At 72.5% G+C, this 13471-nt stretch carries 13 protein-coding genes; 5 read left to right on the top strand and 8 right to left on the bottom strand.

The genetic code is table 11. The features are described 5' to 3' along the window. Nucleotides 1-16: 16 nt before the first annotated feature. From ACULK2_RS12415 to ACULK2_RS12395, 5 genes are all read right to left on the bottom strand, one after another. The gene (locus ACULK2_RS12415; protein WP_445967537.1) at nucleotides 17-379 is read right to left on the bottom strand and encodes a hypothetical protein; all 363 of its coding nucleotides are present in this window, start codon (nucleotides 377-379) and stop codon (nucleotides 17-19) included. Continuing rightward, nucleotides 376-705, bottom strand: a complete 330-nt coding sequence (locus ACULK2_RS12410; RefSeq protein WP_445967536.1) for a DUF202 domain-containing protein — start codon at nucleotides 703-705, stop codon at nucleotides 376-378. The genes ACULK2_RS12415 and ACULK2_RS12410 overlap by 4 nt, the downstream gene beginning before the upstream one ends. Further along, nucleotides 702-1058: a YidH family protein gene (locus ACULK2_RS12405; protein WP_445967535.1), complete on the bottom strand. Its 357-nt coding sequence runs from the start codon at nucleotides 1056-1058 to the stop codon at nucleotides 702-704. Before ACULK2_RS12405 ends, ACULK2_RS12410 begins: the two co-directional genes overlap by 4 nt. Nucleotides 1059-1100: 42 nt before the next feature. Then, nucleotides 1101-2570, bottom strand: coding sequence for an NADP-dependent phosphogluconate dehydrogenase (gene gnd / locus ACULK2_RS12400; protein ID WP_445967534.1), 1470 nt, complete (start codon nucleotides 2568-2570; stop codon nucleotides 1101-1103). A 132-nt stretch (nucleotides 2571-2702) separates the two neighbouring features. Continuing rightward, nucleotides 2703-3422, bottom strand: coding sequence for a FadR/GntR family transcriptional regulator (locus tag ACULK2_RS12395; protein ID WP_445967533.1), 720 nt, complete (start codon nucleotides 3420-3422; stop codon nucleotides 2703-2705). Between the two features lie 288 nt (nucleotides 3423-3710). Between ACULK2_RS12395 and ACULK2_RS12390 the strand changes: the two genes are divergently transcribed. Continuing rightward, on the top strand, nucleotides 3711-4358 hold the full coding sequence (locus ACULK2_RS12390; protein WP_445967532.1) for a 50S ribosomal protein L25/general stress protein Ctc: 648 nt from the start codon (nucleotides 3711-3713) through the stop codon (nucleotides 4356-4358). 152 nt (nucleotides 4359-4510) lie between these two features. Next, entirely contained in the window at nucleotides 4511-5095 is a 585-nt protein-coding gene (gene pth / locus ACULK2_RS12385) for an aminoacyl-tRNA hydrolase (RefSeq protein ID WP_445967605.1), read from the top strand. A 61-nt stretch (nucleotides 5096-5156) separates the two neighbouring features. Here pth and ACULK2_RS12380 read toward each other — a convergent pair whose 3' ends face one another. Beyond that, on the bottom strand, nucleotides 5157-5426 hold the full coding sequence (locus ACULK2_RS12380; RefSeq protein WP_445967531.1) for a hypothetical protein: 270 nt from the start codon (nucleotides 5424-5426) through the stop codon (nucleotides 5157-5159). A 100-nt stretch (nucleotides 5427-5526) separates the two neighbouring features. After that, nucleotides 5527-6213 carry an RNase H family protein gene (locus ACULK2_RS12375; protein WP_445967530.1) on the bottom strand — a complete coding sequence of 229 codons (687 nt, stop codon included), beginning with the start codon at nucleotides 6211-6213 and terminating at the stop codon, nucleotides 5527-5529. A gap of 123 nt (nucleotides 6214-6336) precedes the next feature. On the opposite strand from ACULK2_RS12375, the gene mfd reads away from it, so the two are divergent. Further along, entirely contained in the window at nucleotides 6337-10014 is a 3678-nt protein-coding gene (mfd, locus tag ACULK2_RS12370; protein WP_445967529.1) for a transcription-repair coupling factor, read from the top strand. Nucleotides 10015-10045: 31 nt separating this feature from the next. Here the strand turns inward: mfd and nhaA are convergent, their stop codons facing one another. Further along, the gene (gene nhaA, locus ACULK2_RS12365; RefSeq protein WP_445967528.1) at nucleotides 10046-11248 is read right to left on the bottom strand and encodes a Na+/H+ antiporter NhaA; all 1203 of its coding nucleotides are present in this window, start codon (nucleotides 11246-11248) and stop codon (nucleotides 10046-10048) included. 169 nt (nucleotides 11249-11417) lie between these two features. On the opposite strand from nhaA, the gene ACULK2_RS12360 reads away from it, so the two are divergent. Continuing rightward, a complete protein-coding gene (locus ACULK2_RS12360; RefSeq protein WP_445967527.1) occupies nucleotides 11418-12143 on the top strand; it encodes a nucleoside triphosphate pyrophosphohydrolase in 726 nt (241 codons plus the stop codon). 63 nt (nucleotides 12144-12206) lie between these two features. Continuing rightward, complete coding sequence (hisS, locus tag ACULK2_RS12355; RefSeq protein WP_445967526.1) at nucleotides 12207-13469, top strand: histidine--tRNA ligase; 1263 nt, start codon at nucleotides 12207-12209, stop codon at nucleotides 13467-13469. Nucleotides 13470-13471 lie beyond the last annotated feature (2 nt).

The raw sequence follows: 13471 nt of genomic DNA, 5'->3' as shown, positions 1-13471 counted from the left end.
CGTTCGTCGGGGCGGCTCAGGCGTCGCGGGACGGGCCGGCCGGCCTCGGGTACGCCGGCATCAGGCCCAGGTTGCCGATCACGATGCTGGTGCCGGACGGTGCGACGGCGACGCACAGCCAACCGGGGCCGCCTTCGGCGAACAGGTCGAACTCCACGCGCGAGTCGTCGAGGCGGCTGAGGTCGCCGACGTACGCGGCGCACGCGTTCGCCGCCGCCGAGCGGGCGACGCCGAAGGCCGACAGCACGAGCGGGAGCACCATCGCACCGAGCGCGAGGATGACGGCGATCCGCATCACCCGGCGACGCCGTGCGCCGACGACGGGGCGGTCGTCGAGTTCCCCGGGCTCGTCCCACCCGCTCGCGGGCCCGGTGTTCACCACGGCGTGCTCACGAGGATCGACCAGGTCGCCGCAGCGCAGGCGAGCAGGGTGGCGCCGAGCACGGTCCACGCCATGGGCAGCGGGAGGGGCAGGGGAGCGGCCGCGACGGCCAGCGCGCGCCGGCGCCGCCAGCCGACGGCGAGGATCGTCGCCGCGCCCGCGAAGAGCACGACGGATGCCGCCACGAGCGAGGTCGTCCCGCTGATCAGCCCCTCGCGGAGCACGAGGAGTGCGTTGATCGCGACGGCGAACGAGGTGCGCGACCACGCGAGCGCGGTGCGCTCGGGCTGCAGCCCCGGATCGCGGGCGACGGCGTCCGTCATGCCGTCACCACGAAGAGCACCGCGAGCACGGCGGCCGCGAGCAGGCCGATCGCGGAGATCAGCGGCAGCACCCAGCTGAACGGGAGCGGGCCGTTCCTGCGCATCGCGATCTCGTTGGCGCGCCACCGCGTGTACGCGCCGACGCTCAGCACCGCGGCGGCCACCGCCAGGGCGATCGCGAGCACCAGCACCGCGACGCGCGGCTCGAGGGCGGTCGCGAACTGGTCGAGCAGCACCGCGCCCGCGAGCAGCGCGAGCGCGGTGCGGATCCACGCGAGGAAGGTGCGCTCGTTGGCGAGCGTGAACCGGTAGTCCGGGTCGTCGCCGTCACGGCGCCATGCCGGTTCGCGCACCGCGCCTCCCTCCCCGCGTGGGTTCCGTCAGGTCAGTATCGCTCAGTGCGACGACGGCGTGGTCTCGATCTCGCTGCGGTCGCCAGACCAGAGGGTGTGGAAGACGCCGTCCCGGTCGACCCGCTTGTAGGTGTGCGCGCCGAAGAAGTCGCGCTGCCCCTGGATGAGCGCCGCGGGGAGGCGGTCGGCGCGGAGCCCGTCGTAGTAGGCGAGCGAGGACGAGAAGGCGGGGGTGGGGATGCCGGCCTGCGCGGCGGTCGCGACGACGCGCCGCCATGCGGACTGGCCCCCGGCGATCGCGTCGCGGAAGTACGGTGCGACGGCGAGGGCGACGAGCGACGGGTCCTCGGCGTACGCCTCGGCGATGCGGTTGAGGAACCGCGCCCGGATGATGCAGCCGGCGCGCCAGATCTTCGCGACGTCGCCCTTGTGCACGTCCCAGCCGAACTGCTCGGCGCCGGCGATGATCTCGTCGAAGCCCTGCGAGTACGCGATGATCTTCGACGCGTAGAGCGCCTTGCGGACGTCCTCGATGAACGCGTCGGCATCCTCCGGGGCGACCGTCCACGCCTCGTCGGGGCCGGGCAGGTCGGCGGCGGCCACGCGCTGCGCGCGCTTCGAGCTCAGCGAGCGCGCGAACACGGCCTCGGCGATGCCCGACACGGGCACGCCGAGGTCGAGCGCGTTCTGCACGGTCCACGCGCCCGTGCCCTTCGCGCCCGCCTCGTCGAGGATGACGTCGACGAGCGGCTGCCCGGTCGCGGCATCCGTCTGTCGCAGGACCTCGGCCGTGATCTCGATGAGGTAGCTCTCGAGCTCGCCCGTGTTCCACTCGGCGAACACGTCGGCGATCTCGGCCGGCGACTTGCCGGTGCCGCGGCGGATGAGGTCGTAGGCCTCGGCGATGAGCTGCATGTCGGCGTACTCGATGCCGTTGTGCACCATCTTCACGAAGTGGCCGGCGCCGTCGGTGCCGATGTGGGTCACGCACGGTTCGCCCTCGGCGACCGCTGCGATCGAGGCGAGGATCGGGCCGAGCGTCTCGTACGACTCGGCCGAGCCGCCGGGCATGATCGACGGGCCGTGGAGCGCGCCCTCCTCGCCGCCGGAGATGCCGGCGCCGACGAAGTGGATGCCCGTCGGCTTGATCTCGGCCTCGCGGCGGATGGTGTCGTGGAAGTTCGCGTTACCGCCGTCGACGATGATGTCGCCCGGTTCGAAGCGCTGCACGAGTTCGGAGATGACGGCGTCGGTGCCCCTGCCGGCCTGCACCATGATGATCGCGGTGCGGGGCGTGGCGAGCGAGGCGACGAAGTCGTCATAGCTCTGGGAGGCGACGAACCCGGCCTCGGGGTGCTCGCTCGTCAGGGTGTGCGTGCGCTCGGGGGAGCGGTTGAACACCGCGACCGTGTTGCCCTCGCGGCTGGCGAGGTTGCGGGCCAGGTTGGACCCCATGACGGCGAGGCCGACGACCCCGATGTTGGCGCTGGCGGTGGTGGTGCTCTCGGGCATGCTCATGGCTCCTGCGTCGGTGCGGTTTCCGGCACCACGCTAGCAGGGCGGCGCCGTTCAAGAATCAGACGCCAATCAGTATTGCATCGATGAAATATGACTTGAAAGCCGGATGGCGCGCCGTGACGTCGATCAGGTGGCGGGTGCCGCGCGGGGGATGTCGCGCCAGGTCCGCTCCACGTCGTCCGCCGTGCGGCCCAGCACGCGGAGCATGGCGTCGCGCGCGCCGTCCGCCCGGCCCGCGAGGATCGCGTCGGCGACGTCGACGTGCCACTGCATCGCATCCTCGCTCGGGTGCGCGGGCATCAGCCCGCTCGACGAGCGGCCCCGCAGGACCTCGCCGACCGCGTCGCCGAGCGCCGCGAACATCTCGTTGCCCGAGCCGCGCAGCACGGCCCGATGGAACTCGACGTCGTGCTCGAGGAACGCGTCGGCGTCGCCGGCGCGCCCGGCCGCGCGCATCGCGGCCGCGATGCCCATCAGCTCGGCGCCCTGCTCGGGCGTCGCGAACCGCGCCGCGAGCTCGGCCGCCACCGGCTCGACCGCCGTGCGCAGTTCGGTGAGCGAGCGCAGCTGCGCCCCCTTCTGCACGGACTCCAGCCGCCACCGGATCACCGACGGATCGAAGAGGTTCCACGCGGCCATGGGCCGAACGCGGATGCCGACGCGTCGCACGGACTCGACGAGCCCGAGCGACTGCGCGACGCGAACCGCCTCGCGGACGACCGATCGGGACACCCGCAGCTCGGCCTCGAGCACCTCGGTGCGGAGGATGGCTCCCGGCTCGAGCTCGCCCGACACGATCCGCGAGCCGAGGTGCTCGACGGCCAGGTCGTGCAGGCGGGAACTCATGCGGCGAGCATAACGGCGGGGTTGCCGCGCGATCACCGCGACGCGGTGCCGTGACGACGCCCGGTCCCGGCCGCGTCGCGCGGCTGCGGCGTCGGGTAGACTGATCCATTGAACTTCGGCGAGGGACGCCGCCGGAGCCGGGCCCGTCCCGGTGCGGCATCCGTTATCGACGCGGTGGAACCAGACTCACGGCTGTTCCTCACGCTGGCTGCACGCGCAGCCCCGGGCGTTCGAGTTGACACACACAGAAACCCACCCTGGGCCGCGAGCCCGCAAGGAGCCACCATCATGGACGAAGACAACAAGATCGTCGCCGAGGAGCGCGAGACGTTCGGCAAGGGCGCGGCGCGCAAGATCCGCGCCGTCCACAAGATCCCCGCCGTGCTCTACGGCCACGGCACCGAGCCCAAGCACCTCACGCTGCCGGGCCACGAGACCGCGCTGCTCATCCGCAAGGCGAACGCCGTGCTCGACCTGCAGATCTCGGGCAAGAGCCAGCTCGCGCTCGTGAAGGACGTGCAGAAGGACCCGGTGCACCAGGTCATCGAGCACATCGACCTCGTGGTCATCAAGCGCGGCGAGAAGGTCCAGGTCGAGGTGCCCGTGCACGTCGAGGGCGAGCCGGCGGCCGGCACGATCGCCGACCTCGACGCCCACACCCTCCTGCTCGAGGTCGAGGCGACGCACATCCCCGAGAACGTCGTCGTGAGCGTCGAGGGCCTCGAGGATGGCACCCAGCTGCTCGCGAAGGACGTCGAGCTGCCCAAGGGCGCCACGCTGATCAGCGAGGCCGAGACGCTCGTCGTCAACGTGCACGTGCCGCAGAAGGTCGACCTGGGCGAGGAGCCCGAGGCCGCCGAGGGCGAGGAGGCCGCCGAGGGCGCCGAGGCCGAGGCCGCTCCCGCCGAGGAGACCGAGGGCGAGTCGGCCGAGTAGTCGATCCCGCCTCGTCGCGAGGGCTCGCGGCGCCGCATCCGGGTACGCTCGGTTCGCGGGGCCGCGGGCCCTCCGCCGTTCCCACCACCACCAGCCCGGAGGCATCCGTGAACCTCATCGACCGCCTCCTGCACCGCCGGAAGGACGACGTCGTGCCCGACAACACCTGGCTCGTGGTCGGGCTCGGCAATCCCGGCGCGCAGTACGCCGGCAACCGCCACAACGTCGGCCAGATGGTCGTCGACGAGCTCGCCGCCCGCATCGGCGCGACGTTCAAGAGCCACAAGACGCCCTCGCGCGTCGCCGAGGGCTTCCTCGGCCCGGGCCGGCCGAAGCTGGTGCTCGCCAAGCCCAACGGCTACATGAACACCTCGGGCGGCCCGGTCTCGGCGCTGCTGAAGTTCTACTCGCTCGGCGTCGACCGGCTCATCGTCGTGCACGACGAGCTCGACATCCCGTTCGACACCGTGCGCCTGAAGCGCGGCGGCGGCCACGGCGGGCACAACGGCCTGCGCGACATCCAGAAAGCCGCCGGCTCGCCCGACTTCACGCGCGTGCGCGTCGGCATCGGCCGCCCGCCGGGGCGGATGGATGCCGCGGACTACGTGCTGCGCGACTTCGCCGGGCCCGAGCGTGCCGACCTGCCGAACCTGCTGTCGGATGCCGCGGACGCCGTCGAGGCGGTCGTCTCGGACGGCCTCGTCGCCGCGCAGCAGCGGTTCCACTCGCCGGCGTGACGCAGCGGATGGCGCACGGCAGGCGGCTCGGCTGCCGGCGTCCGCACGCCGGCCGGCCGGGCTACCAGACGGTGCCGCCCCCGACCGAGATGCCGCCCCACGTGAGCGCGATGAAGATCGCGGCGAACACGACGGGAGCGATGCCCGTGCCGCCCCGCGCGAGCCCCTTGAGCAGCGCGATCACGGCGAGGATCGCGGCGACGATCGACAGGCCGCCGCCGAGGATCAGGCCGATGAACAGAGGGATGGGCATGAGGACGAGGCCGGCCAGGGCGACCCAGAACGCGGCCCAGGCGGTCGGATTGGAGCGGCGTTCGACGGAGGAGGACATGCTTCAGTATCTCCGGTCCGTACGCCGTGGCCCGTGAGACCCACCCTGCTCGTCGGTTTCCCGCGGCGCGGATACGGCGACCGCGGAGGGCGTCCGCCGGTCAGATCAGGCCGCGGAGGAACTCCTCGGGCGTGAGCCCGGCCGCGCGGGCGCGCTCGACCAGCCGCGTGTGCTCCTCCGTGCTCAGCTCGAGCGAGAGCGTGCGCCAGTCGGCCGCGGGGTCGTCGAAGTCGAACAGCGCGGCATCCTCGGCCTCCCGGTCGACGAGCGCCGCGGCGGCCGGCACCGGCGGCTCGGTGGAGGCGATCTCGACGGCGGGCTCGCAGTCGCCGGTCCAGCCGGGGCCGGACGGGATCTCGCCGCCGCTGCGGTAGGCCTCCGCGACGGAGCGCGCGCGCAGGTCGGCGGCCTCGTTCATCGGGTGGCCGACGTGCCCGCGCACCCATTCGAAGCGGAAGCTGCGGCCGGCGAGCGCCTCGTCGAGCTGCTCGAGCAGGTCGCGGTTCAGCACGGGCGAGCCGTCGGCCTTGCGCCATCCCTTCCGCTTCCATCCCGCCATCCACTTCGTGACCGAGTTGATGACGTACTGGCTGTCGCACTGCACGAGCAGTTCGTCGTCGAGGTGCGCGGTCGCGCGGAACAGTTCGAGCACCGCGGTCAGCTCGCCCTGGTTGTTCGTGGCACGGGGCCATCCGCCCGCCGCCCAGCAGTCGTCGGAGACGTACCAGGCCCAGCCCGCAGGACCGGGGTTGCCGAGGGCGGAGCCGTCGGCGGCGGCGATGATCATGCGGTGGTCCTTCCGATGGGGCGGGCGGCGACCATGCTATCGGCGGCCGCCGACCCGGTGCGCCGGTCGGCCGCCGAGCCGCCGTCCGGCGGGGATGTCGGAGGGCGCGCGTAGACTGCTCCGGTGATCCTGCAGGGCTTGAACACGGCGCTCTCGCGCGCCTCGACGATCGACCGAGCCCTCGCGGAGGCCGAGCGGAACGCCGACTTCTCCGCTCCCGCCGGTCTCGACGCGCCCCTGCTCGCCGGCCTGCTGTCCCGTCGTGTGGCGAACGGGCACCCGCCCGTCCTGTTCGTCGTCACCGCCACGAGCCGGGAGGGCGAGTCGCTCCGGCACTCGCTCGCGCCGTACCTCGACGACGCCGAGGTCCTCGAGTTCCCCGCGTGGGAGACCCTCCCGCACGAGCGGCTCAGCCCGAGCGCCGAGACCGTCGGCCGACGCCTGCACGCGATCCGGCGGATGGCGGCGTGGAGCGCCGAGGGCGCGAGGCCTCCGCTCGTCGTCGTCGCCTCGGTGCGCGCAGCGCTGCAGCCCGTCGCCGACAACCTCGCCGACATCGCACCCGTCGAGCTGGCCGCGGGCGGGCGCGGGCACGACCTCTCCGACATCTCGTCGCGGCTCGTCGACCTCGCCTACGCGCGCGTCGACATGGTCTCGCGGCGCGGCGAGTTCGCAGTGCGCGGCGGCATCCTCGACGTCTTCCCGCCGACGGCCGACCACCCGGTGCGCGTCGACTTCTTCGGCGACGAGGTCGAGGAGCTGCGCGCGTTCTCCGTCGCCGACCAGCGATCGCTGCCCGACGGGGTCGAGCGCGTGCTCCTCGCCCCGAGCCGGGAACTGCTCCTCACCGAGCCCGTGCGACAGCGCGCCCGCGAGATGGTGCACGAGTTCCCGAACCTGTCCGGCATGCTCGAGCGCATCGCCGAGGGCATCCCGGTCGAGGGCATGGAATCGCTCGCACCCGCGCTGCTCGACCGGCTCGTGCCCGTCACGTCGTACCTGCCCGAGGGTTCGGCGGTCGCCGTCGTCGGCCCCGAGCGGGTCGCGAGCCGCGCCGTCAGCCTGGGGGAGACGAACCGCGAGTTCCTCGCCGCGGCGTGGGATGCCGCGACCGCGGGCGCCGCGGCGCCCATCGACCTCGCCGCGGGCGACTTCCTCACCCTCCGGGCGCTCCGCGAATCGGTGCTCTTCAGCGCGCCGGGGTCGCACGACCCCGGGCGCGTGTGGTGGACCTTCTCCAGCTTCGACCAGGGCGATGCGGCCGAGGCGGTCGGCGAGACCGCAGGCGGGACGGATGCCGCGTACGTGCGCGTCGCGGCCACGACCGTGCCGAGCTTCCAGGGCAACGTCGAGGGCGCGGTCGCGCACGTCGGCGAGCGGCTCCGCGACGGGTGGAGCCTCGTCGTCGCCGCGGCCGGGCACGGACTCGTCGAGCGGGCGCGCGACGTGCTCGCCGAGCACGGGCTCGCCGGGCGCATCGTCGAGTCGGTGCCCGACGAGCTCGAACCGGGCGTCGCCTTCCTCGTGCAGGCGCAGGCCGCCGCAGGGTTCGAGGTGCCCGAGGCGAAGCTCGGGCTCATCGCCGAGGCGGAGTTCTACGGCCGCTCGGCGGGCTACGACACGCGCCAGGTGAAGAAGCTCGCGAGCCGGCGCCGCAACGTCGTCGACCCGCTTCAGCTCGAGGCCGGCGACCACGTCGTGCACTCCACCCACGGCATCGGGCGGTTCGTCGAGCTCGTGCAGCGCGAGGTCGCCGCGGGCGCCCGGCCGACGGGTCCGAGTCGCACCGCCGGCATCAAGCAGGCCCCGACGACGGTCCGCGAGTACGTCGTGCTCGAGTACGCGCCGTCCAAGCGCGGCCAGGCCGGCGACCGGCTCTACGTGCCCATGGACCAGCTCGACCTGCTGAGCCGCTACGTCGGCGGCGAGGCGCCGAGCCTGTCGAAGATGGGCGGCAGCGACTGGTCGCAGGCGAAGAGCCGCGCACGCAGGGCCGTGCGCGACATCGCCGTCGAGCTCGTCAAGCTCTATTCGGCGCGGATGGCGGCCAAGGGGCACGCCTTCGGGCAGGACTCGCCCTGGCAGCACGAGCTCGAAGAGGCGTTCCCGTACGCCGAGACGCCCGACCAGCTGCAGACCATCGACGAGGTCAAGTCCGACATGGAACGGCCGATCCCGATGGACCGCCTGCTCGCCGGCGACGTCGGGTTCGGCAAGACCGAGGTCGCGGTGCGCGCCGCCTTCAAGGCGATCCAGGACGGCAAGCAGGTCGCGATGCTCGTGCCCACGACGCTGCTCGTGCGCCAGCACCTCGAGACGTTCTCCGAACGCTTCGCCGGGTTCCCGGTGCACGTCCGCGCGCTCAGCCGGTTCCAGACCGACAAGGAGGTGCGCGAGACCGTCGCGGGCCTCGCCGACGGCACCGTCGACATGGTCATCGGCACGCACCGCATCCTGACCGAGAAGGTGGCGTTCAAAGACCTCGGGCTGCTGGTCATCGACGAGGAGCAGCGCTTCGGCGTCGAGCACAAGGACCAGCTGAAGAAGCTCAAGACCAACGTCGACATCCTCGCGATGAGCGCGACGCCGATCCCGCGCACGCTCGAGATGGCCGTCACCGGCATCCGCGAGATGTCGACCCTCGCGACGCCGCCGGAGGACCGGCACCCGATCCTCACGTTCGTCGGGCCGTACACCGACCAGCAGGTCGCCGCCGCGATCCGGCGCGAGATGCTCCGCGAGGGCCAGGTCTTCTTCGTCCACAACCGGGTCTCCTCGATCAACCGCGCGGCCGCGCAGCTCGCCGAGCTCGTGCCCGAGGCGCGCATCGCCGTCGCGCACGGCCAGCTCAACGAGCACGTGCTCGAGCAGATCGTCGTCGACTTCTGGGAGCGCAAGTTCGACGTGCTGGTCTCGACGACGATCATCGAGACCGGGCTCGACATCTCCAACGCGAACACGATCATCATCGACCGGGCCGACAAGTACGGCCTGTCGCAGCTGCACCAGCTGCGCGGCCGCGTCGGACGCGGCCGCGAGCGCGCGTACGCGTACTTCCTGTACGACCCGGCGAAGCCGCTCTCCGAGACCGCGCACGACCGGCTCTCCACGATCGCCGCGAACAACGAGCTCGGCAGCGGCATGCAGGTCGCCCTGAAGGACCTGGAGATCCGCGGGGCCGGCAACCTGCTCGGCGCCGAGCAGGCCGGGCACATCGCGGGCGTCGGCTTCGACCTCTACCTCCGCATGATCGGCGAGGCCGTGAACGCGTTCCGCGGCGACGTCGCCGAGGGGCAGACCGAGCTCCGGCTCGAGCTCCCCGTCGACGCGCACATCCCCGAGGACTACGTCGACAGCGAGCGGCTTCGCCTCGAGGCGTACCAGAAGCTGTCCGCGGCGAGCGGTCCGGCGGCGAAGGAGGGCCAGATCGACCTCGTGGTCGAGGAGCTCGTCGATCGCTACGGCGACCTCCCCGAGGCGGTCGAGCACCTCGTCGCCGTCTCACGGCTGCGCCGGAAGGCGCAGCTCGCGGGGCTCTCCGACGTCATCGCGACCGGGTCGAAGCTGCGTCTCGCGCCCGCGAAGCTCCCCGACTCGCGTCGCGTGCGGCTCGAGCGGATGTACCCCGGCGCGAAGCTCTTCGCGCAGAACGACGTGATCCTCGTGCCGTTCCCGACGCCCGGCGGCGACGCACCGGGCGACGCCGACCTCATCGAATGGGTGTCGAACCTGATCGGCGTGATCTTCCCGACGGAGCAGCCGGCCGCGCGCGCCGAGGGCGCGACGGCGACGGCGGGCTGACGGCGGGCCGCGCGTCAGCCGCGTCGCGCGCTCAGCGCGAGAGCGCCCCGCCGACGCCCTCCGCCGAGCCGCGCTTGCGGTACGCGCGCGACTTCAGGGACACGAACACGGCGGACACGACGATCGCGATGCCCGATCCGACGAGCACCGCGACGGTGCCCTGGTCGACGACCTCCGGGTACTCGCGGAACGCCAGCTCGTTCATCAGCAGCGACACCGTGAAGCCGATGCCGCCGAGCGCGCCGACGGCGGCGATGTCCGACCACGTCAGCGGCTGCACGCCGGTGCGGCGGTGCACGAACAGCGTCGCGAGCCCGCCGATGAGCGTGATGCCCACGATCTTGCCGACCGGCAGGCCGACGAGGATGCCCCAGAACGCCGGGTCGAGCTCGCTCGGACGCACGGCGGGGATCGCGACGAGCGCCGCCGAGAACGCGAAGAGCGGCAGGATCACCGCGTTCGACCACGGCTCGAGGCTGTGCACGGCTCGGCCCGCGGGGCGACGCGACATCACGAGGCCGAGCATCACGCCCGCGATCGTCGCGTGCACGCCGGAGAGGTAGACGAAGCTCCACGTCAGCACGGCGAGCACGCAGAGCACGACGATGAGCGGCCACTGCGCACGGCGGGCGAGGACGTACGGCGAGCGGGGCCGCAGCATCCGGCTCATCATGCCGAACACGGTCACCGTGATCGCGGCGAACCCGAGGTAGGTGAGGTCGGCGTCGCTGGTGAAGAAGAAGGCGATGATGAGGATCGCGATGAGGTCGTCGAGCACCGCGAGCGCGAGCAGGAACACGCGCACGCGCGTCGGGATGAAGCGCCCGAACATCGCCAGCACGCCGAGTGCGAACGCGATGTCGGTCGCGGTCGGTACGGGCCATCCGTCGGCGGTCGGCCCGCTGCCCGCGAACGCGAGGAAGACGAGGGCCGGCGCGACGACGCCGCCGATGGCCGCGATCGCCGGCAGTGCGGCCTTCGAGAAGCTGTTGAGCTCGCCGATGACGAGCTCGCGTCGCAACTCGACCGCGACGATGAAGAAGAAGACCGCGAGCAGCCCGTCGCTCACCCAGTGCCCGAGCGAGAGGTCGAGCGCGGTGCCGGGGATCGCGAGGTGCACGTGCTTGAACTCGATCAGCCCGTGCCCGATCGGCGAGTTGGCGAGCACGAGGCCGAGCACGGCGGCAGCGAGGAGGAGCGACGCGGACACGCGCTCGGAGCGGAGGAAGTTCATGGCACCTCTGACGGGGTCGGGATCGGCGGACGGAGCCGCGCGGAAGGGCGACGACGCGCTCGCGTCGGCCGACCAGACTTCCCGGCACCCCTGCCGTCGAGTCTATCGGGCGCCGCGGCTAGGCTCGCAGCGACGGGTCGCGCCGCGGCCCGGTGAGGGGGCGGTGCTCATGACGCGAACGGCAGGCGGGCACGCTGCGAGCGAGCGGTCGACGACGGATGCCGCGGCCGCGACATCCGCCCCCGGTGACGGCCTGCTCGAGCTCGTCGCCATGGTCGGGCGCCTCCGCGGCCCCGGTGGATGCCCGTGGGACGCCGAGCAGACCCACGAATCCCTCGTGCAGTACCTCGTCGAGGAGTGCTGGGAGCTCATCGACGCGATCGAGTCCGGCTCGCGGGAGGAGATGATCGAGGAGCTCGGCGACGTGCTCTACCAGGTGCTCTTCCACGCAGACCTCGCTGCGCACACCCCCGGCGAGGACTACGACATCGACGACGTGGCCCGCCACATGACGGCGAAGATGGTGGCGCGCCATCCGCATGTCTTCGGCGACCGCGAGGCCGAGACCGCGGCCGACGTGGTCGCCTTCTGGGACGACCTCAAGGCCAGCGAGAAGCCGCACCGCACGAGCGTGCTCGACGGCGTGCCGCAGGGCATGCCCGCGCTCGCGCTCGCGCAGAAGCTGCTCGGCAGGGCCGAGAAGGTGGGCGTGACCAGGGCGCCGACGGATGCCGCATCCGCGCCGGCCACGGAGGACGAGCTCGGCGACGTGCTGCTCGAGCTCGTCGCATCCGCCCGGTCGCAGGGGCTCGACGCCGAGCGCGCGCTGCGCGGCGCGATCCGCTCGCTGCAGGACGACGTGCGGTCCGCCGAGTCGGGTCCGGTCGGCGAGTAGCGCGCAGCGCCACGGAGCCCGCGGCGTACGGGCGCGCCATCCGCTGCTGGAAGAATGGGACGCATGGCCCAGACCGTGACGCCCCCGCGCGGCATGCGCGACTTCCTGCCCGCCGAGAAGGCCCGCCGAGAGCACGCGCTCTCGGTGATCCGCGGCGTGTACGCGACGCACGGGTTCGACGAGATCGAGACGCCGGTCATGGAGGATTCGTCGCGCCTGCACGCCGGGCTGGGCGGCGACAACGAGAAGCTGGCGTTCGCGGTCATGAAGCGCGGCATCACGCCCGACGACCTCGCGGCGGCCGCGACATCCGGCGACGCCCTCTCGCTCGCCGACCTCGGCTTGCGCTACGACCTGACCGTCCCGCTCGCGCGGTTCTACGCGACGCACCGCGCGGCGCTCCCGCCGGTGTTCCGCGCCATCCAGATCGCGCCCGTGTGGCGGGCCGAGCGTCCGCAGAAGGGGCGCTACCGCCAGTTCGTGCAGTGCGACATCGACATCATCGGCGAGGCCGGACCGCTCGCCGAGCTCGAGCTGCTGACCGCGACCGTCGCGACGCTCGACGCGCTCGGCCTCGAGGGGTGCCGTATCCGGCTGAACGACCGGAGGATCCTGGCGGGCATCCTCGGCTCGTGGGGCGTTCCCGACGACCTTCGCGAGCGCGCGCTCATCACGATCGACAAGCTCGACAAGATCGGCCCCGACGGCGTGGCCGCCGAGCTCGCGACGATCGGCGTCGACCGGGCGGGCGTGGCCGACGAGCTGCGGCAGCTCGCCGCCGCCGGATGGCACCTCGCCGACGACCTCTCCGACGTGCCCGCATGGCTCGACCTCGACGCGTTCCACGACCTGGTCGCACTTCGCGACGCGCTGCCGGGCACGCCGGTCGATTTCGACCCGACCCTCGTCCGCGGCATGGGGTACTACACGGGCACGATCTTCGAGATCGCCCACCCCGACCACGGCTACTCGCTCGGCGGCGGCGGGCGCTACGACCACATGATCGGACGCTTCCTCGGCCAGGAGGTGCCCGCGTGCGGGTTCTCGATCGGCTTCGAGCGCATCGTGGACCTGCTCGCCGTGCGCGACGAGGGGCGCCCGCGCTCGGTGGTGCTCGTGCACGACAGCGACGTCGCCCCGGGTGAGCTGCTGACGCTCAAGCACGAGCTCGTGGCATCCGGGACCCGCGTGCGGTTCGAGCGGCGCGTGAAGAACCTCCGGGGGCTGCTCGACCGCGTGTCGGCCGACGGCTTCGACGCGTGGGCGCCCGTCACGACCGAGACGACGGATGCCGCGTCGCTGGAGTTCCGCGAACTGGGCGCGTAGCG

It is taken from the genome of Agromyces molybdatiresistens (assembly GCF_052748445.2).
Note: the sequence above shows the minus strand (reverse complement) of the source record. Positions and strands in the feature narration are given on the sequence as shown.

Excerpts from the sequence above, each read along its gene's own strand:
- ACULK2_RS12410 (WP_445967536.1), bottom strand. The coding sequence starts at position 705 with ATGACGGACGCCGTCGCCCGCGATCCGGGGCTGCAGCCCGAGCGCACC.
- gnd (WP_445967534.1), bottom strand. The coding sequence starts at position 2,570 with ATGCCCGAGAGCACCACCACCGCCAGCGCCAACATCGGGGTCGTCGGC.
- ACULK2_RS12395 (WP_445967533.1), bottom strand. The coding sequence starts at position 3,422 with ATGAGTTCCCGCCTGCACGACCTGGCCGTCGAGCACCTCGGCTCGCGG.
- ACULK2_RS12390 (WP_445967532.1), top strand. The coding sequence starts at position 3,711 with ATGGACGAAGACAACAAGATCGTCGCCGAGGAGCGCGAGACGTTCGGC.
- ACULK2_RS12380 (WP_445967531.1), bottom strand. The coding sequence starts at position 5,426 with ATGTCCTCCTCCGTCGAACGCCGCTCCAATCCGACCGCCTGGGCCGCG.
- ACULK2_RS12375 (WP_445967530.1), bottom strand. The coding sequence starts at position 6,213 with ATGATCATCGCCGCCGCCGACGGCTCCGCCCTCGGCAACCCCGGTCCT.
- nhaA (WP_445967528.1), bottom strand. The coding sequence starts at position 11,248 with ATGAACTTCCTCCGCTCCGAGCGCGTGTCCGCGTCGCTCCTCCTCGCT.
- ACULK2_RS12360 (WP_445967527.1), top strand. The coding sequence starts at position 11,418 with ATGACGCGAACGGCAGGCGGGCACGCTGCGAGCGAGCGGTCGACGACG.
- hisS (WP_445967526.1), top strand. The coding sequence starts at position 12,207 with ATGGCCCAGACCGTGACGCCCCCGCGCGGCATGCGCGACTTCCTGCCC.